Annotated in this window: 13 protein-coding genes; 8 read left to right on the top strand and 5 right to left on the bottom strand. The window is 70.9% G+C overall.

From position 1 onward, the window contains the following. Positions 1-4 precede the first annotated feature (4 nt). Positions 5-877: a phosphatase PAP2 family protein gene (locus B100_RS0101430; RefSeq protein WP_024882695.1), complete on the bottom strand. Its 873-nt coding sequence runs from the start codon at positions 875-877 to the stop codon at positions 5-7. A gap of 132 nt (positions 878-1,009) precedes the next feature. Further along, complete coding sequence (locus B100_RS0101425; RefSeq protein WP_024882694.1) at positions 1,010-2,044, bottom strand: LacI family DNA-binding transcriptional regulator; 1,035 nt, start codon at positions 2,042-2,044, stop codon at positions 1,010-1,012. Positions 2,045-2,464: 420 nt separating this feature from the next. Between B100_RS0101425 and B100_RS0101420 the strand changes: the two genes are divergently transcribed. The 8 genes from B100_RS0101420 to B100_RS0101385 all read left to right on the top strand — a co-directional run bounded on the left by B100_RS0101420 (position 2,465) and on the right by B100_RS0101385 (position 15,862). After that, positions 2,465-3,736 (top strand): extracellular solute-binding protein, encoded by a 1,272-nt coding sequence (locus B100_RS0101420; RefSeq protein ID WP_024882693.1) that lies wholly within the window; start codon positions 2,465-2,467, stop codon positions 3,734-3,736. Between the two features lie 95 nt (positions 3,737-3,831). After that, positions 3,832-4,836 carry a carbohydrate ABC transporter permease gene (locus B100_RS0101415; RefSeq protein ID WP_024882692.1) on the top strand — a complete coding sequence of 335 codons (1,005 nt, stop codon included), beginning with the start codon at positions 3,832-3,834 and terminating at the stop codon, positions 4,834-4,836. 13 nt (positions 4,837-4,849) lie between these two features. Further along, positions 4,850-5,764 carry a sugar ABC transporter permease gene (locus tag B100_RS0101410; protein WP_024882691.1) on the top strand — a complete coding sequence of 305 codons (915 nt, stop codon included), beginning with the start codon at positions 4,850-4,852 and terminating at the stop codon, positions 5,762-5,764. 227 nt (positions 5,765-5,991) lie between these two features. Then, a complete protein-coding gene (locus tag B100_RS0101405; protein ID WP_024882690.1) occupies positions 5,992-7,686 on the top strand; it encodes a glycoside hydrolase family 13 protein in 1,695 nt (564 codons plus the stop codon). Between the two features lie 178 nt (positions 7,687-7,864). Continuing rightward, entirely contained in the window at positions 7,865-9,238 is a 1,374-nt protein-coding gene (locus B100_RS0101400; RefSeq protein WP_024882689.1) for an alpha-amylase, read from the top strand. A gap of 147 nt (positions 9,239-9,385) precedes the next feature. Then, complete coding sequence (locus tag B100_RS0101395; RefSeq protein ID WP_037722363.1) at positions 9,386-9,781, top strand: hypothetical protein; 396 nt, start codon at positions 9,386-9,388, stop codon at positions 9,779-9,781. A 254-nt stretch (positions 9,782-10,035) separates the two neighbouring features. After that, positions 10,036-15,447, top strand: coding sequence for a pullulanase-type alpha-1,6-glucosidase (pulA, locus tag B100_RS0101390; protein WP_024882687.1), 5,412 nt, complete (start codon positions 10,036-10,038; stop codon positions 15,445-15,447). Positions 15,448-15,502: 55 nt separating this feature from the next. After that, positions 15,503-15,862 carry a 5-carboxymethyl-2-hydroxymuconate Delta-isomerase gene (locus B100_RS0101385; protein ID WP_024882686.1) on the top strand — a complete coding sequence of 120 codons (360 nt, stop codon included), beginning with the start codon at positions 15,503-15,505 and terminating at the stop codon, positions 15,860-15,862. A gap of 4 nt (positions 15,863-15,866) precedes the next feature. On the opposite strand, the gene B100_RS0101380 is transcribed toward B100_RS0101385, so the two are convergent. From B100_RS0101380 to B100_RS0101370, 3 genes are all read right to left on the bottom strand, one after another. After that, a complete protein-coding gene (locus tag B100_RS0101380; protein WP_024882685.1) occupies positions 15,867-16,301 on the bottom strand; it encodes a hypothetical protein in 435 nt (144 codons plus the stop codon). After that, positions 16,298-16,993, bottom strand: coding sequence for a TetR/AcrR family transcriptional regulator (locus B100_RS0101375; RefSeq protein WP_078540663.1), 696 nt, complete (start codon positions 16,991-16,993; stop codon positions 16,298-16,300). The genes B100_RS0101380 and B100_RS0101375 overlap by 4 nt, the downstream gene beginning before the upstream one ends. Before the next feature lie 64 nt (positions 16,994-17,057). Continuing rightward, positions 17,058-18,980: a hypothetical protein gene (locus B100_RS0101370; RefSeq protein ID WP_024882683.1), complete on the bottom strand. Its 1,923-nt coding sequence runs from the start codon at positions 18,978-18,980 to the stop codon at positions 17,058-17,060. Positions 18,981-19,047: the final 67 nt, after the last annotated feature.

The following is a 19,047-nucleotide window of genomic DNA, read 5'->3' as shown; positions in this document are numbered from 1 at the left end:
GGCGTCAGGGCAGTTTCTGCAGCGGGACGTGTTCGGGTGCCGGAGGTGCGGACGGTTCCGGGATGCGCCGGGGGAGCGCGGAGGGGCGCCGGCCGTACCAGGCGAGCGCGACGCCGTAGCCGACGGCCAGGCACAGCACGCCGCCCACCGCGTCCAGCCAGAAGTGGTTGGCGGTGGCGACGATCACCACCAGCGTGAGCACCGGGTACACCAGGCCCAGCACCCGCACCCACGGCACCGAGGCCAGCGCGAAGAGCGTGAGCCCGCACCACAGCGACCAGCCGATGTGCATCGAGGGCATCGCCGCGTACTGGTTCGAGACGTTCTTCATGTCCCCCGAGGCCATCGAGCCCCAGGTCTGGTGGACCAGCACGGTGTCGATGAAGTTCTGGCCGTTCATCAGCCGGGGCGGGGCCAGCGGGAACAGGTAGAAGCCGACCAGGGCGAAGCCGGTGGTGACGAACAGGACCAGCCGGGTCGCCGCGTAGCGGCCGGGATGTCTGCGGTAGAGCCACACCAGCACACCCAGGGTCACCACGAAGTGCAGGGTGGCGTAGTAGTAGTTCATGCCGACGACCAGCCAGGTCACCGAGTTCACCGCGTGGTTGACGGACTCCTCGAAGGCGGTGCCGAGTTGGCCCTCCAGCCGCCAGATCCAGTCGGCGTTGCGCAGGGCCTCCGCCCGCTGTTCGGGCACCGCGTTGCGTACGAGTGAGTACGTCGCGTAACTCACCGCGATGAGCAGGATCTCGAACCACAGCCGGGGGCGGCGGGGAGCGCGGAGCCGGCGCAGGCGACCCGTCCCCGTCGTCTCCTCGACGGGGCTTGCTGCGGCCGGTTCACGGCCCTTCAGCGTCGTCACGGTCGAGTCACCCATAAGCGCAGAGTCTGCCAGAAAAGACCACTAGCTCAGATCATCCCCCGGTCGGGACCGGCCCGCATGTTCTGCCCCGGGAAGAGGCGGTCCGTCTCCTCCCGGGGAGGGGGAGGAAGGGATGCTTTCTCCACCCTACGGACGATTGCGGTCCCCGGGTGCCGAAGCGGTCGACCCGCGCACCACCAGTTCGGGCATGAACACGAACTCGCTGTGCGGAGCGGGCGTTCCGCCGATCTCCTCCAGCAGCGTGCGCACCGCGGCCTGCCCCATCGCCGGGACGGGCTTGCGGACCGTGGTCAGCGGCGGGTCGGTGAAGGCGATCAGCGGTGAGTCGTCGAAGCCGACCACCGAGATGTCGTCCGGCACCTCGAGACCGCGCTGCCGGGCCGCCCGGATCGCGCCGAGCGCCATCATGTCGCTCGCGCACACCACGGCCGTGCAGTCCCGGTCCATCAGCGCGCTGGCGGCGGCCTGACCGCCCTCCAGCGTGTACAGCGAGTGCTGGATCAGCTCCGTCTCGACCGTCTCCGCGCCGAGCCCCACCTGCTCCTGCACGGCCCGCACGAAGCCCTCTATCTTGCGCTGCACCGGCACGAACCGCTTGGGCCCGAGCGCCAGCCCGATCCGGGTGTGGCCGAGGGACGCGAGGTGGGTGACCGCCAGCGCCATCGCGGCCCGGTCGTCGGGGGAGATGAACGGCGCCTGCACCTTCGGCGAGAAACCGTCCACGAGCACGAACGGCACGCCCTGCGCCCGCAGCCGCTCGTAGCGCTGCATGTCGGCGGTGGTGTCCGCGTGCAGTCCGGAGACGTAGATGATGCCGGCCACCCCGCGGTCCACGAGCATCTCGGTCAGCTCGTCCTCCGTCGACCCGCCGGGGGTCTGGGTGGCGAGCACCGGGGTGTAGCCCTGGCGGGTCAGGGCCTGCCCGATCACCTGGGCCAGCGCCGGGAAGATGGGGTTCTCCAGCTCCGGGGTGATCAGTCCGACGAGGCCCTCGCTGCGCTGCCGCAGCCGCACCGGCCGCTCGTAGCCCAGTACGTCGAGGGCGGCGAGTACGGACTGACGGGTGGTGGCGGCGACGCCCGGCTTCCCGTTCAGGACCCGGCTGACGGTCGCCTCGCTCACCCCCGCCTGAGCAGCGATATCAGCAAGCCGTGTGGTCACAGGACCGGACTGTATCTGCCGATTGTCGCCTTGCACACCGATCGGACGCCTGGTGCGCGCCGTGGGACGGCCCGTGGTGGGCTGCTGGCTCATCGCGATCCCTCAAGTCGTGGTCGGCGTCCGCTCCGCAACGGATGATTCCCCCGGCGGCAACGGATGGCAAGTGCTTGCAGAGTCTTGCACAACTGTCCGAACCCCCGGCGTACGGGCGGATATCAGGGTTGCGCGACGGTCGAGAACGGGTCACGACGGCATAACTGTCGAGGGTCCTTGCAAAACTTTTCTGCAAGGTCTTTCGGAAAAGTTCCCACGCTGTTACGTTCACGTCGCCCGGCCGCCGCAACGGCGCAGTCGGCACCTCGCGGGACGGCAGACGGGGCCGTTCCCGCCTCACGGGCTTTAACCTTCAAGGAGAACCTCATGCGGCGTGGCATAGCGGCCACCGCGCTGGTGGCGTCCCTCGCCCTCGCGGCGACGGCCTGCGGCGGCGACAGCGACAGCGGCGACAAGGCCGGCGGTCCGGTCACCATCACCTGGTGGGACACCTCCAACGCGACCAACGAGGCGCCGACGTACCAGGCCCTGGTCAAGGAGTTCGAGGCCGCCAACAAGGACGTCAAGGTCAACTTCGTCAACGTCCCGTTCGACCAGGCGCAGAACAAGTTCGACACCGCCGCCGGTTCCAAGGGCGCTCCCGACGTGCTGCGCTCCGAGGTCGGCTGGACCCCCGCCTTCGCCAAGAAGGGCTTCTTCCTGCCGCTGGACGGCACCGAGGCCCTCGCCGAGCAGGACAAGTTCAAGTCCAACCTGCTCGAGCAGGCCACGTACGAGGGCAAGACCTACGGCGTCCCCTTCACCACGGACACCCTCGCCTTCGTGTACAACAAGGCGCTGTTCGCCAAGGCCGGCGTCGAGGCCCCCAAGACCTGGGACGACCTGAAGAAGGCCGCCGCCACCATCAAGGACAAGACGGGCGTCGACGGCTACTGGGGCTCCACGGCCGGCTACTACGCCCAGCCGTTCCTGTACGGCGAGGGCACCGACATGGTCGACGCCGACGCCAAGAAGATCACCATCAAGTCCGCCGAGGCCAAGAAGGCGTACGGCACCTGGCTGGACCTGTTCAAGGGCAAGGGCCTGCACAAGGCCGACGTGACCGCCGACGCCTACGCCCACATCCAGGACGCGTTCGTCAACGGCAAGGTCGCCTCGATCGTCCAGGGCCCGTGGGAGATCACCAACTTCTACAAGGGCTCCGCCTTCAAGGACAAGAACAACCTCGGCATCGCCACCGTCCCGGCCGGCTCCGCGGGCAAGGCGGGCGCCCCCACCGGCGGCCACAACCTCTCCGTCTACGCCGGCTCCAGCAAGGAGAAGCAGGAGGCCGCGCTGAAGTTCGTGAAGTTCATGACCTCGGCCAAGGCGCAGGAGACCATCGCGCTGAAGAACTCCACGCTGCCCACGCGCGACGACGCCTACACCGACAAGGTCAAGGCCGACCCCGGCATCGCCGGCTACCAGACGGTCCTCTCGGCCGCCCAGCCGCGCCCGGCGCTGCCGGAGTACAGCTCCCTGTGGGGCCCGATGGACGACGAGCTGCCGCAGATCGCCAGCGGCAAGGAGTCCCTGGACAAGGGCCTGGGCGACGCGGAGGCCGCGTTCACCAAGCTGGTGCCGGACTTCAGCAAGTAATGCCCGTACGGCCGCCGGACCCGCTTCCAGGAGGGAGGGTCCGGCGGCCGCCGGCCTGTTGCCGTACTCCTTGATCATCCAGAAGGTGCCGAACCATGACAGTCGCCATCGACCGCGCGACCGGCAAGCGCCGCGGTGACCGCGCGCCCCGCCCCGGGCCGGGCCAGCGCCTGAAGCACTCCTACCAGAAGCACTGGTACGCCTACGCCATGATCGCGCCGGTGGCCGTCGTGCTCGGCGTCATCGTGCTGTACCCCCTGGTCTACGGCTTCTACCTCACGCTGACCGACGCGGACAGCCTCAACTCGGCGCGCACCATCGGCGTCAACGAGATCGAGGCCACCTACAAGTTCATCGGCCTCGACAACTACGCCGAGATCCTGTGGGGCGAGACCGCCTACGACCGGTTCTGGTCGCACTTCATCTGGACGATCGTGTGGACGGCCGCCTGTGTCGCCCTGCACTACGGCATCGGCCTGGGCCTCGCGCTGCTGCTCAACCAGAAGCTGCGCGGGCGCACCTTCTACCGGCTGGTCCTGATCCTGCCGTGGGCCGTGCCGACCTTCGTCACCGTCTTCGGCTGGCGCTTCATGCTGGCCGACGCCGGCATCATCAACTCCGGCCTCGACTTCCTCGGCCTGCCCACCCCGGCCTGGCTGGAGGACTCCTTCTGGCAGCGGTTCGCGGCCATCATGGTCAACACCTGGTGCGGTGTGCCGTTCATGATGGTGTCCCTGCTCGGCGGACTGCAGTCCATCGACAGCACCCTCTACGAGGCGGCCGAGATGGACGGCGCGAGCGCCTGGCAGCGGTTCCGCCACGTCACCCTGCCCGGCCTGCGCTCGGTCAGCTCCACCGTGGTGCTGCTCGGCATCATCTGGACGTTCAACCAGTTCGCGATCATCTTCCTGCTGTTCGGCAACACCGCCCCGGACGCGCAGATCCTCGTGACCTGGGCCTACCAGCTCGGCTTCGGACAGCAGCCGCGCGAGTTCGCCGAGTCCGCGGCCTACGGCATGCTGCTGCTGGCCGTCCTGATCGTCTTCACGTCCTTCTACCGCCGCTGGCTGAACCGCAACGACCAGCAGCTCACGATCTGAGGCGGGAGTCTTCATGAGCACCTCGACCCTCCCCACCGCCGCCGAGGCGGGCCGGCCCGCCGACGCTCCCGCGGCCGCGCCCCGCAAGGGCCCCCGGCGCGGTGAGGTCAGCCCGCTGGGCCGCCTCACCTCCCACGGCATCCTGATCGTGGCCAGCCTGATCGCGCTGTTCCCGGTGGCCTGGCTGGTCTTCCTGTCCCTCGGCCCCGACAAGGACGACTATCTGCGTCCCGGCGGCATCTGGGGCAAGATGACGCTGGACAACTACTCGTTCGTCCTGCAGAACACGAACTTCTTCGACTGGCTGAAGAGCTCGCTGATCGTCTCGCTCGGCACCACGGTCATCGGCGTCCTCGTCGCCGCCACCACCGGCTACGCCGTCTCCCGCATGCGCTTCCCGGGCTACAAGAAGTTCATGTGGGTGCTGCTGGTCACCCAGATGTTCCCGGTGGCCGTCCTGATGGTCCCGATGTACCAGATCCTCTCGGACCTGCAGCTCATCGACAGCTACCTCGGACTCGTCCTCGTCTACTGCTCGACGGCGGTGCCCTACTGCGCCTGGCTGATGAAGGGCTACTTCGACACCATCCCGTTCGAGATCGACGAGGCGGGACGCGTCGACGGACTGTCCCCGTTCGGCACGTTCACGCGGCTGATCCTGCCGCTCGCCAAGCCGGGACTCGCGGTCGCCGCGTTCTACAGCTTCATCACCGCGTTCGGCGAGGTCGCCTTCGCCACGACGTTCATGCTCGACGACAAGAAGTACACGCTGGCGGTGGGTCTGCAGAGTTTCGTGAGTGAGCACGACGCTCAGCGGAATCTGATGGCCGCGACGGCTGTGCTGATCGCGATACCTGTGTCCGCGTTCTTCTATCTCGTGCAGAAGAACCTTGTCGCCGGTCTTACGGCCGGTGGCACCAAGGGGTAACGCCGTTCGGGGTGACTGCCGTCGGCCGGCTTCGCGTTCTTCGTGGCTGGTCGCGCCCACGCGGCGGAGCCGCGTATCGGCAGAGCCCCGCGCCCCTTGGGGGGCGCTGCCCCTCCCCGGGTCCGAGGCGGTTGCGGTGGCCATCCGACCCCGCTGTCACCGCAACCGTCTCGTTTCGCCGCCCGCCCTCACCCGCTTCCCTGCCCGAACCCCGTATCAAGGACGACATGAGCCAGCAGCACTCCGCCGCCCCGGCCCCGACCCCCACGACCGACTCGGCCGTCGCCACCGTCGCGCGGCGCCGTGACTGGTGGCGGGACGCGGTGATCTACCAGGTGTACCCGCGCAGCTTCGCCGACAGCAACGGCGACGGCATGGGCGACCTGGAAGGCATCCGCTCCCGTCTGCCGTACCTGCGCGACCTCGGGGTGGACGCCGTGTGGTTGAGCCCCTTCTACGCCTCACCGCAGGCCGACGCCGGCTACGACGTCGCCGACTACCGCGCCGTCGACCCGATGTTCGGCACCCTGCTCGACGCGGACGCGCTGATCCGTGACGCCCACGCGCTGGGCCTGCGGATCATCGTCGACCTCGTGCCCAACCACTCCTCCGACCAGCACGAGTGGTTCAAGCGCGCCCTCGCCGAGGGCCCCGGCTCGCCGCTGCGGGAGCGCTACCACTTCCGTCCCGGCAAGGGCGAGAACGGCGAACTCCCGCCCAACGACTGGGAGTCGATCTTCGGCGGCCCGGCCTGGACCCGGGTCACCGAGCCCGACGGCACGCCCGGCGAGTGGTACCTGCACCTCTTCGCGCCCGAGCAGCCCGACTTCAACTGGGAGCACCCGGCGGTCGGCGACGAGTTCCGCTCCATCCTGCGGTTCTGGCTGGACATGGGCGTGGACGGCTTCCGCATCGACGTGGCCCACGGCATGGTCAAGGCCGAGGGCCTGCCGGACCTGGGCTCCCACGACGAGATGCGGCTGCTGGGCAACGATGTCACCCCGTTCTTCGACCAGGACGGCGTGCACGACATCTACCGGCAGTGGCGGCTGATCCTCGACGAGTACTCCGGCGAGCGCATCTTCGTCGCCGAGGCGTGGACGCCGACCGTCGAGCGCACCGCCAACTACGTCCGCCCGGACGAGCTGCACCAGGCGTTCAACTTCCAGTACCTGGCGACCCACTGGGACGCGGCCGAGCTGCGTGAGGTCATCGACCGCACCCTCGACTCGATGCGCCCGGTCGGCGCCCCCGCCACCTGGGTGCTGTCCAACCACGACGTCACCCGGCACGCCACCCGCTTCGCCAACCCGGCCGGTCTGGGCACCCAGATCCGCGAGGCCGGCGACCGCGAGCTGGGCCTGCGCCGGGCCCGCGCGGCGACCCTGCTGATGCTGGCGCTGCCCGGCTCGGCCTACGTCTACCAGGGCGAGGAGCTGGGCCTGCCGGACGTCGTCGACCTGCCGGACGAGGTGCGCCAGGACCCGGCGTACTTCCGCGGCGCGGGCCAGGACGGCTTCCGCGACGGCTGCCGGGTGCCGATCCCGTGGACCCGCGCGGGCTCGTCGTACGGCTTCGGTGACGGCGGCAGCTGGCTGCCGCAGCCGGAGGGCTGGGGTGAGCTGAGCGTCGAGGCGCAGACCGGCCGGCCGGGCTCGACCCTGGAGATGTACCGCTCCGCGCTGGCCGTGCGCCGCGAGCAGGCGGACCTGGGCGCCGGCGACGCGGTGGAGTGGCTGCCGGCGTCCGAGGGTGTGCTGGCCTTCCGGCGCGGGGACTTCGTGTGCGTCGCCAACACCACGGACGCGCCGGTGACGGTGCCCGCCCACGGACGGGTGCTGATCACCAGCGGTGACGTGGAGGAGGCGGGCGGCGAGGCCACCGTCGCGGCCGACACGACCGTGTGGTGGACGACCGCCTGACGGTCGTCAGGTCGTCCGCCCCGCAACTTTTTTCCTTCAAGTTGGTACGGCCCGCTGCCCTTTCGGGTTGCGGGCCTCTAACATCTGCGTTGCCGCAAGGTTGCTGAAGCTTTCTGCAAGAAGCTTCAACCACCTGTGCCGGTATCCCCACACCCCCTTCGATGAAGAAGGACCCCACATGGCACGCAGAACCCTCGCCGGGATCGCCGCCCTCGCGGCCGCCTCGGTTGTCATGACCCCGACTGTGGCGGAGGCCTCCCCGCCCGGCACCAAGGACGTCACCGCCGTCCTCTTCGAGTGGAACTTCGCCTCGGTCGCCCGTGAGTGCACCACCACCCTCGGCCCCGCCGGCTACGGCGCCGTGCAGGTCTCCCCGCCCGCCGAGCACATACAGGGCTCCCAGTGGTGGACGTCGTACCAGCCCGTCAGCTACCGGATCGCCGGACGCCTCGGCGACCGCACCGCCTTCAAGAACATGGTCGACACGTGTCACTCGGCCGGTGTGAAGGTCGTCGTCGACACCGTCATCAACCACATGTCGGCCGGCAGCGGCACGGGCACCGGCGGCTCGTCGTACACGAAGTACAACTATCCGGGCCTGTACTCCTCCTACGACTTCGACAACTGCACGTCGGAGATCAACAACTACGGCGACCGCTGGAACGTCCAGAACTGCGAACTGGTGGGCCTCGCCGACCTCGACACCGGCGAGGAGTACGTCCGCAAGACCATCGCCGGGTACATGAACGACCTGCTCTCCCTCGGTGTGGACGGCTTCCGTGTGGACGCGGCCAAGCACATGCCGGCCGCCGACCTCGCCAACATCAAGTCCCGCCTGACCAACCCGTCGGTGTACTGGAAGCAGGAGGTCATCCACGGCGCCGGCGAGGCCGTCCAGCCCACCGAGTACACGGGCAACGGGGACGTGCAGGAGTTCCGCTACGCCTACGACCTCAAACGCGTCTTCAACAGCGAGAACCTCGCCTACCTGAAGAACTACGGCGAGGGCTGGGGCTACATGAACAGCTCCGTCGCGGGTGTCTTCGTCGACAACCACGACACCGAGCGCAACGGCTCCACGCTCAGCTACAAGGACAACGCCACCTACACCCTGGCCAACGTCTTCATGCTGGCCTGGCCCTACGGCGCCCCGGACATCAACTCCGGCTACGAGTTCACGAACCAGGACGCCGGACCGCCCAACGGCGGCCGGGTGGACGCCTGCTGGCAGAGCGGCTGGAAGTGCCAGCACAACTGGCCCGAGATCCGGTCCATGGTCGGCTTCCGCAACGCCACCCGCGGCCAGGCGGTCACCAACTGGTGGGACAACGGCGGTGACGCCATCGCCTTCGGCCGGGGCAGCAAGGGCTTCGTGGCCGTCAACCACGAGTCGGGCTCCCTGACCCGCACCTACCAGACCTCCCTCCCGGCGGGCACGTACTGCGACGTGCAGAGCAACTCCCCGGTGACGGTGAACGGTTCGGGACAACTGACCGCGACCCTGGGCGCCCACACGGCCCTCGCCGTGCATGCCGGCAAGTCCTCCTGCTGAAGCACGACTGTGCCGTCCGGCGACCGGATCCACGGTCGCCGGACGCTAGCGTGAACGCGGGGTGATCAGGCGCCCCCGCCGGGTGAGGAGGCGCGGCGCGATCCCTCCACGCGATCGCCGGACGCGCCGCGGGGGGAGCGCGTCCACATGGCTGCGAACAACACCACCCGGCGTCCCGGAGGACGTGCGGCCGGGTGCCTTCAGGCGGTGATGGTGCCGTTGATCCTGATCGGCATCATCGCCGCGTGGAACCGTTTCGACGACGACGGGTCCTCGTCCTCGCCGTCCTCCGATCCGTCGTCGTCCTCGTCGGAGCCGTCGTCGGACGACGCGGGTGCCGGAGGTGGCCGGCTGGTGAAGGGCGACTGCGTCGACGCCCAAGCCCGGGAGATCGCCTGCGCACAGGCCGGCTCCGCCGACTACAAGGTCCTCGGCCTGGTCAAGACCGAGGCCGAGTGCCCGTCGGGCACCACGGACCCGCTGACACCGACCTGGGCGATCGGCCGGCCCTACGACGTCATCTGCGCCACCACCGCCGCCTGACGGATCGTCACCGGACGCCTTCGCGCCGCCGGTCGCCCGTCAGGTGACCGGCGGCGCGCACATCTGTGTGCCGGACTCGTCCGCCCGTGCCGGATACCTCCCGCTGGAAGTTCTTGCCGTCGGTTTCAGAAGTATTGCTGTAAGGCTTTCAACGACGGTACGGTCACGCCGACGCTCCGGTGATGTGGCCGAAACAGCCCCCGCCGGGGTGTGGGGTCGGACCCAATGAGCCGTAAGCGCAAGGAGTTCACGCCTTGATACCCAGATGGCCCGCGCCCCCGGGGCGCCGCACCGCGCGGGGCCGACGCGTCGCCGCCGTCACGGTGGCCGCGCTCGCCGCAGCGCTGGTGCAGCCGGTCGCCGCCCGAGCCGCCACCCCGCCCGCGCCTCCCTCGGACGCGAAGCTGGCCGCCGCCCCGGCGCGGCACGACCTGACGCGGGAGCAGTTCTACTTCGTCCTGCCGGACCGCTTCGCCAACGGCGACCGGGGGAACGACCGCGGCGGACTGTCCGGTTCGCGCCTCACCCACGGGTACGACCCCACCGACAAGGGCTTCTACCAGGGCGGCGACCTCAAGGGCCTCACCCAGAAGCTCGACTACATCAAGGGGCTCGGCACCACCGCCATCTGGATGGCGCCCCTCTTCAAGAACCAGCCCGTGCAGGGCGCCGGCAAGGACGCTTCCGCCGGCTACCACGGGTACTGGATCACCGACTTCACCCAGGTCGACCCGCACTTCGGCACCAACAAGGACCTCGAGACCCTCGTCGACAAGGCCCACGCCAAGGGCATGAAGGTCTTCTTCGACGTCATCACCAACCACACCGCCGACGTCGTCCAGTACGAGGAGAAGTCCTCCGACTACCTCTCCAAGGGCGCCTTCCCGTACCTGACCGAGGACGGCGTGCCCTTCGACGACGCCGACTACTCGGACGGCAGGCGGACGTTCCCGCGGGTGGACACCGGTTCCTTCCCGCGCACCCCGGTCGTGCCCGCCGCGAAGAAGCGGCTCAAGGTGCCGTCCTGGCTCAACGACCCGGCGATGTACCACAACCGCGGCGACTCCACCTTCGCCGGGGAGTCCGCCGAGTACGGTGACTTCTCCGGGCTCGACGACCTGTGGACCGAGCGTCCCGAGGTCGTCGACGGCATGGAGAAGATCTACCAGCGGTGGGTGAAGGACTTCCGGATAGACGGCTTCCGGATCGACACCGTGAAGCACGTCAACATGGAGTTCTGGACCCAGTGGGCCACCGCCCTCGACGCCTACGCGGCGAAGCGCGGCCGGGACGACTTCTTCATGTTCGGCGAGGTGTACTCCTCCGACACGAACGTCACCGCCCCCTACGTCACGCGGGGCCGGCTCGACGCCACCCTCGACTTCCCCTTCCAGGAGGCGGCCCGCTCCTACGCCTCCCAGGGCGGCAGTGCCAAGAAGCTCGCCTCCGTCCTCGGTGACGACTTCAAGTACACGACCGACAAGGCCAACGCCTACGAGCAGGTCACCTTCCTCGGCAACCACGACATGGGCCGTATCGGCACCTTCCTCACGCAGGACAACCCGAAGGCGTCCGACGCGGAGCTGCTGCAGCGGGACAGTCTGGCCAACGAGCTGATGTTCCTCAGCCGCGGCAACCCGGTCGTCTACTACGGCGACGAGCAGGGCTTCACGGGCGCCGGCGGCGACAAGGACGCCCGCCAGACCCTCTTCGCGTCCCGCACCGCCGACTACCTCGACGACGACCTGATCGGCACCGGCCGCACCCACGCCGAGGACACCTACGACACCCGCTCCCCGCTCTACCGGCAGATCAGCGCCCTCGCCAAGCTCCGCAAGGCGCATCCGGCGCTGACCGACGGCGTCCAGCAGGAGCGGTACGCCGACGACGGCCCCGGCGTCTACGCCTTCTCGCGCACCGCCACCGGCAACGACACCACCGAGTACGTCGTCGCCTTCAACAACGCCGCCGAGACGAAGAACGCGACCTTCGCGACCGGCTCCGCCCGGACGACCTTCAAGGGCGTCCACGGCACCGACGCGACCGTGCGCAGCGACGCGGACCGGAAGATCACCGTCTCCGTCCCGGCCCGCTCGGCGATCGTCCTGAAGGCCGCCGCCCCGCTCGGCAGGCCCGAGGCGAAGCCCACGCTCACCCTGAAGGCCCCGGAGGCGGGCGCCACCGGCACCGTCGAGGTCACCGCCGACGTGGAGGGCGGTCAGCTCAACCGGGTGGTCTTCGCCGCCCAGACCGGCAACGGGACGTGGCAGACCCTCGGCTCCGCCGACCACGCCCCCTACAAGGTCACCCACACCATCGAAGCGGACGTGCCCGCCGGCACCGCCCTGCGCTACAAGGCCGTCGTGATCGACTCGGCCGGCCGCACCGCGAGCGCCCTGGCCGCGTCCACGACCGGCACCCCGCCCGTCGAGGAGGAGCCGACCGCGGCCTCCCGTGACCACGCGATCGTCCACTACCAGCGCCCCGACGGCGACTACGACGACTGGAGCCTGTACGCCTGGGGCGACCTCGCCGACGGCGAGGCCACCGAGTGGCCCGCCGGTCACGCCTTCACCGGCCGTGACGCCTACGGCGCCTTCGCCTGGGTCAAGCTGAAGCCGGGCGCCTCCGACGCCGGCTTCCTGGTGGTCGACAAGGACGGCAACAAGGACGTCGCCACCGACCGCACGATCGACGTGACCCGCACCGGCGAGGTCTGGATCAAGCAGGGCGACGACACCGTCACCACCGAGCGGCCCGAGTACCCGGCGCAGGACACCACCAAGGCCGTCCTGCATTACCACCGCGCCGACGGGAACTACGACGGCTGGGGCCTGCACACCTGGACCGGTGCCGCGAACCCCACCGACTGGTCGAAGCCCCTGGAACCGGTGAAGACTGATGCCTATGGCGCTGTCTTCGAGGTGCCGCTCGCCGAGGGTGCCACCAGCCTCAGCTACATCCTCCACAAGGGCGACGAGAAGGACCTGCCCACCGACCAGTCGCTCGACCTCAAGGCGAACGGCCACGAGGTGTGGCTGGTGAGCGGGCAGGAGAAGTACCTGCTGCCGCAGCCCGCCGGGTCCGCGGCCGCCCTCGACCTGACCACCTCCAAGGCAGTCTGGATCGACCGCTCCACCCTCGTGTGGGACGGCTCCGCCGCTGCCGCCTCCACCCAGCTCCTCGCCTCCCGCACCGGCTCGGTCGCGGTACGGGACGGGAAGCTGGACATCGGTGACGCCCGCTGGATCCGCCTGGCGAAGTCGGCCCTCACCGACGCCCAGAAGGCGACGTTCCCCCACCTCGCGAACGGCACCGCCTGGACCGTCGACCCGCGTGACCGCGACCGGGTCCGCGAGGCCCTGCGCGGTCAGGTCGTCGCCACCCAGCGCGCGGCCACCGGCGCGGTCCTCGCGGCCACCGGCGTGCAGATCGCGGGCGTCCTCGACGACCTGTACGCGGCCGGAGCCACCAAGGCGCAGCTCGGCCCGGTGTTCCGCCACAACCGGCCCACCCTGTCCGTGTGGGCGCCGACGGCGCGGAAGGTCGCCCTGGAGATCGGCGGCCGTACCGTCGCCATGCGCCGCGACGACGCCACCGGCGTCTGGTCCGTCACCGGCCCCGCCTCCTGGAAGGGCACGGCCTACCGGTACGCGGTGACCGTGTGGGCGCCCGCCGCGGGCGAGCTCGTCACCAACAAGGTCACCGACCCGTACGCGACCGCCCTGACCACCGACTCCGAGCGCAGCCTCGTCGTCGACCTGGCCGACCGGTCCCTCCAGCCGCGCGGCTGGGACGGCTACACCAAGCCGAAGGCGGTGCCGCTGAAGGACGCGCAGATCCAGGAGCTGCACATCCGCGACTTCTCCGTCGAGGACCGCACGGCGCGGCACCGGGGCACCTACCTGGCCTTCACCGACAAGGACAGCGACGGCAGCAGGCACCTGCGCGAGCTGGCGCGGGCCGGCACCTCGTACGTGCACCTGCTGCCCGCGTTCGACATCGCCACCATCCCCGAGAGGAAGTCCGACCAGGCGACCGTCGACTGCGACCTGGCCTCCTACCCGGCCGACTCCGACAAGCAGCAGGAGTGCGTCGCGAAGGCCGCCGCGAAGGACGCCTTCAACTGGGGCTACGACCCGTACCACTACACGGTCCCCGAGGGCTCCTACGCCACCGACCCGGACGGCACCGCCCGCACGGTGGAGTTCCGCCAGATGGTGAAGGCGCTCAACGAGGACGGCCTGCGCGTGGTGATGGACGTGGTCTACAACCACACCGCCGCCCACGGCCAGGCGAAGACCTCCGTCCTGGACCGGATCGTGCCCGGCTACTACCAGCGGCTGCTCGCGGACGGCTCCGTCGCCAACAGCACCTGCTGCTCCAACACGGCGCCCGAGAACGCCATGATGGGCAAGCTGGTCGTCGACTCGGTCGTCACCTGGGCCAAGGAGTACAAGGTCGACGGCTTCCGCTTCGACCTCATGGGCCACCACCCGAAGGCCAACATCCTCGCCGTCCGCAAGGCCCTCGACGCCCTCACCCTGAAGAAGGACGGCGTCGACGGCAAGAAGATCATCCTGTACGGCGAGGGCTGGAACTTCGGCGAGATCGCCGACGACGCCCGCTTCGAGCAGGCCACGCAGAAGAACATGGCCGGCACCGGCGTCGCCACCTTCTCCGACCGGGCCCGTGACGCCGTGCGCGGCGGCGGACCCTTCGACGAGGACCCCGGCGTGCAGGGCTTCGCCTCCGGCCTCTACACCGACCCCAACTCCTCGGCCGCCAACGGCACCCCGGCCGAGCAGAGGGCCCGCCTGCTGCACTACCAGGACCTCATCAAGGTGGGCCTGAGCGGCAACCTCGCCGATTACACGTTCACCGACACCAGCGGCAAGGAGGTCAAGGGCTCCCAGGTCGACTACAACGGCGCCCCCGCCGGCTACGCGGCCGCCCCCGGCGACGCCCTCGCCTACGCGGACGCGCACGACAACGAGTCGCTGTTCGACGCGCTCGCCTTCAAGCTGCCGAAGGACACCCCGGCCGCGGACCGGGCGCGCATGCAGGTCCTCGCCATGGCGACGGCCGCCCTCTCCCAGGGCCCGGCGCTCTCCCAGGCGGGCACCGACCTGCTGCGCTCCAAGTCCCTGGACCGCAACTCCTACGACAGCGGCGACTGGTTCAACGCGATCCACTGGAACTGCGCGGACGGCAACGGCATGGGCCGCGGTCTGCCGCCGGCCGCCGACAACCAGGACAAGTGGCCGTACGCCAAGCCGCTGCTCGGCGCCGTCACGGTGGGCTGCCCGCAGATCGAGGGTTCCTCGGCCGCCTACCGGGACCTGCTGCGGATCCGTACGACGGAGAAGGCGTTCTCCCTCGGCACCGCGGACCAGGTGCAGTCCCGGCTGTCCTTCCCGCTGTCCGGGAAGGACGAGACGCCCGGCGTCATCACCATGAGGCTGGGCGACCTGGTCGTGGTCTTCAACGCCACGCCCGAGCGGCAGCAGCAGCGGGTCGCCGCGCTCGCCGGGACCGGCCACCGTCTGCACCCCGTGCAGGCGTTGGGCGGGGACGCGGTCGTGAAGACCTCGTCGTACGACAGGGGGACCGGCACGTTCACCGTGCCGGCCCGCACGGTCGCGGTGTTCACCACCACCGGCTGACCCCCTGAGGGGCTGCGGCTAGGGTGGGCCCTCCTGACCTGCAACAGGAGGGCCCATGCCGCAGATCACCGTCGACTACTCGGACAACCTGGCGGACGGTTTCGACCGGCCCGCGTTCGCGCGGGAGCTGCACTCCGCCGTGGTGGAGATCGCGGCGGCGAAACCGCCCGCGTGCAAGACGCGCTTCCGGCGCACCGAGGACCCGGTGGTCGGCCCCGACACCGACGGGCACGCCCTGGTGCACGTCCACATCGCCCTGCTGGCCGGCCGCACCGACGAGACCAAGGCCCGGCTCACCGAGGCGGTCCTGGAGCTGCTGCGGCAGTACGTGAAGCCGGCCGACGGGCGGATGCCGCACGCCTCCGCCGAGGTCCGCGACCTCGACCCGTCCTACCGGAAGTTCGAGGGCGAGTAGGCCCTCAGGACAGGTCGCGACGGCCCAGCCACGACGGCAGCACGGGCACGCCGTCCCCGTCCCGCTCGGCCAGTTGCTCCGGCGTCGGGCGAGGCGGCGCGGGCGGCGCCTCCTCGGCGACAGGCTCCTCGACGACAGGCTCCGGCTCGCGCGGCGCGTCGGAGTCCTCCAGGAGCTCCGCCACCGTGAACCGGGTCGCGAACGACTGCCACGACCCGTCCACCACCAGCAGGAACCCGTCGCCGGTGCGCAGCAGACGGCGGCGCTTCGGGCTCAGCGGATGCGCGGGGGAGTGGGAGCGGGCGCGCCGCTCCAGCTCCGCCAGCGCCTCCTCCCGCGACCCGGTGACGTGCGCGACGACATGCGTCTCGACATGCTTACGCTGGCCGGTGCCGACGGTTGTCTCGACGAGCAGCCCCCACGTCCCCGCCGGGCTCACTCCTCGGCCAGCGCGATCATCCGGGCGGCCAGGTCGGTGAACGGGCCGTCGCCCGGCTCCTGCTTCACCAGGCCGCGCAGCAGCGTCGCCATCTCCTCGTCCCGCGCGGCGGCGACCGCGGCCAGCGCCGCGAAGTCCTGCACCAGCTGCGCCTCCAGCTCCTCGCGCGGCACCCGCCGCCCGTCCAGCCAGATCAGCGCCGTCGACTCGACGAGCGAGATCCAGGAGCGCACCACCAGCTCCAGCCGCGCCGGCGCCGGATCCACCACACCCATGTGCGCGAGCATCTGCTCGTACGCGGCCTGACGCACCGAGTCGATCAAAGCGTTGGTGGTCGAGGAGCCCACCGCGGGGCCGCCGCGCATCAGGGCGGAGAAACCGGGGCCGTGCTCCTCGACGAAGTCGAAGAACCGGGCCATCACGCGCCGCAGCCGCGAGCCCAGCGGGCCCTCGTGCGGCTCCGTGAACCTCGACGACAGGTCCTCGGCGGCGCGCCTCAACGCCGCCTCGTACAGGCTGAGTTTGCCGGGGAAGTAGTGGTAGACGAGCGGGCGCGAGATGCCGGCACGGGACGCTATCTCGTCGATCGAGACCTCGTCGGGGGAACGGCTGCTGAACAGTTCGAGGGCCACGCCGATCAGCTGCTGCCGACGCTCCTCGACTCCCAACCTGCGACGCACCCCGGTAGTCATACGAACACCTTACCGATTGATTCCGGCCGCCCATGGGCCGGACCGGGCACCGGTGTTCCCCGGATCACCGCAGCCCGCCGACCGGCCCCCCGTCCTCCAGTGTGCCCTCGAGGTCCGCCCGGGCGCCCTTCTCGGCCCGCACGGACAGCAGACGGCCCTTCACCCTGCCCTCGATCCCTCCCGTCGCCTCCACGCCGGTCACGCCCGCGCTGCCGGCCGCCAGCAGGTACCAGGAGCCCTCGGCGGACTTCCACAACACCCCGGCGAGCACCTCCGGCCGCCGCTCCCCGCACGCCGGCACGTCCTGCGCCGTCGCCGCCACCGCCCCGTACCGCGCGCCCGGTGTGTGGAACTGCGCCAGCACCCGCGCCCCGGTGCCCCGCCAGGTTTCGGCCCGGGTGCACAGCCACTCCGCCTCGCCGTCGGCGTCCGGCAGCGGCTGCCCGGCGAACGTCCAGGCGTTGACGCTGCGGACGCCTGCCGACCGCATCACGGCCAGCGAGCAGGCGTACGGGGCCCAGGCGCGCAGCTCCTTCGCCCCGGAGAGGTCGTCGGCCTCACCCGGGCGCCCGGCGGTCAGCCGGGCCGGGACCAGCTCGCCCAGGTCCGTCAGCACCCGGGTACCGGTGCCGTCGGTCAGCTCCAGCGCGTTCCACGTGGTGCACGGCTCCCGCCCCACCACGGAGACGAAGGGCGCGGTCACCCCGCCGTCGAGGGCCAGGTCCATGGCACCGGAGCCCGGCTCGCGCAGGTCCCGCTCGCCCGCCTCCCGCACCCAAGGAGCCACCAGGAAACGGACGTTGCCGTCCGAACGGCTCAGCACCACCGCGCTCGCCCCGGCCCGCCCGGCACCGTCGACCCGGGCCAGGTCCAGGGCCGCGCCCCGGGTGCCGTGCTCCGGCTCGGCGTACCGGGCGAGGCGCCAGCCGTCGTGCAGGATCACCACGCGGGCGCCGTCCACCGTCCCCGCGTACAGCAGTTGGGGCGGTCCGGCGGGCCCGCCGGACGGGGTGCCCGGGGTCGCCGTGGCCTTGACGCCCTCGCCCGGCCGGGCCCACACCGCGAGGGCGCGGCGCAGCAGCGCCCGGTCGCCGGTGAGCGCGCCGCGCGCCGGCCACACCGAGAAGTCGGTGCGCGCGGACGTCTTCCACGCCGAGGCGGGCGCCCGGGTCAGCTTCGCGGGGTCCAGCGCGGCCCGCGCGGCCGGGTTCTGCGCGTACGGGGGAGCGGCCGGGCCGTCGGCGCCCCAGCCGTCCCCGGGCAGTGAGAGCAGCGCCCCGCACACCGCCAGCGCCGCCGCCCCGACCAGCCCGGCCTTGAGGTGCCGGCGGCGGCGCAGCAGGTCCGTCGGCCGGGCCTGCAGCGAACAGGGGTCGAACTCGGGGGAGTCCAGCAGCCGGTACGGGTCCGGGATGCCGTCGGCCTCCCGCAGCGCGGCGTCCACGTCGGCGACACCCGCGCCGGCCAGCACCCCGCGCACGTCCCCGTCAGGGAGCCGTTCGAGGCCGCGCAGGGCGTGGGCGGCACGCGCCGGGCCGGACAGTGCGGACAGCCGCTGGTCAAGAGCGAGTTCGTCGGCCCCGCCCGGCCGCGGGAACACCTTCAGCCCCCACACGTGGGGGAGCAGCGGCGGCAGCTGGGCCCGCTTCGGCAGGCCGCGGCGGCGCAGCGGCAGCCCCGCCTCCAGCGCCGTACGGACCACCTGGAGCCGGACCAGCGCGTAGCCGGGGTCGCCGTCCCGGCCGGCGGTCTGCGCCGGGATCAGCGGCGCGGCGGCGCGGCCCCGGGGCAGGGCCCGCTGGACCAGGGCGTGCGCGGTGAGGACCCGCCGGGTGCGGCCCATCCGGGAGGGCAGCACGAGGTAGGCCAGCCGCACGAGCCGCGGATAGTGCTCGACGAGCGCGGCCTCGGCCTGTTCGACGTCCACGACCGGACCGGCCGGGGAGGAGGGCACGGGGGACTGGGCGGCGACATCCTGTGACTGCACGTTCAGCAGAACGAGCGAATCCGTGGATGGTCACCTGACCCACGCGTCCCCCAGCCGGCGGGACCGG

It is taken from the genome of Streptomyces sp. CNH189 (assembly GCF_000527195.1).
Note: the sequence above shows the minus strand (reverse complement) of the source record. Positions and strands in the feature narration are given on the sequence as shown.

Bases quoted from the DNA above. Each gene is read 5' to 3' on its own strand.
- B100_RS0101430 (WP_024882695.1), bottom strand. From the start codon at position 877: ATGGGTGACTCGACCGTGACGACGCTGAAGGGCCGTGAACCGGCCGCA.
- B100_RS0101420 (WP_024882693.1), top strand. From the start codon at position 2,465: ATGCGGCGTGGCATAGCGGCCACCGCGCTGGTGGCGTCCCTCGCCCTC.
- B100_RS0101415 (WP_024882692.1), top strand. From the start codon at position 3,832: ATGACAGTCGCCATCGACCGCGCGACCGGCAAGCGCCGCGGTGACCGC.
- B100_RS0101410 (WP_024882691.1), top strand. From the start codon at position 4,850: ATGAGCACCTCGACCCTCCCCACCGCCGCCGAGGCGGGCCGGCCCGCC.
- B100_RS0101405 (WP_024882690.1), top strand. From the start codon at position 5,992: ATGAGCCAGCAGCACTCCGCCGCCCCGGCCCCGACCCCCACGACCGAC.
- B100_RS0101400 (WP_024882689.1), top strand. From the start codon at position 7,865: ATGGCACGCAGAACCCTCGCCGGGATCGCCGCCCTCGCGGCCGCCTCG.
- B100_RS0101395 (WP_037722363.1), top strand. From the start codon at position 9,386: ATGGCTGCGAACAACACCACCCGGCGTCCCGGAGGACGTGCGGCCGGG.
- B100_RS0101385 (WP_024882686.1), top strand. From the start codon at position 15,503: ATGCCGCAGATCACCGTCGACTACTCGGACAACCTGGCGGACGGTTTC.
- B100_RS0101375 (WP_078540663.1), bottom strand. From the start codon at position 16,993: ATGACTACCGGGGTGCGTCGCAGGTTGGGAGTCGAGGAGCGTCGGCAG.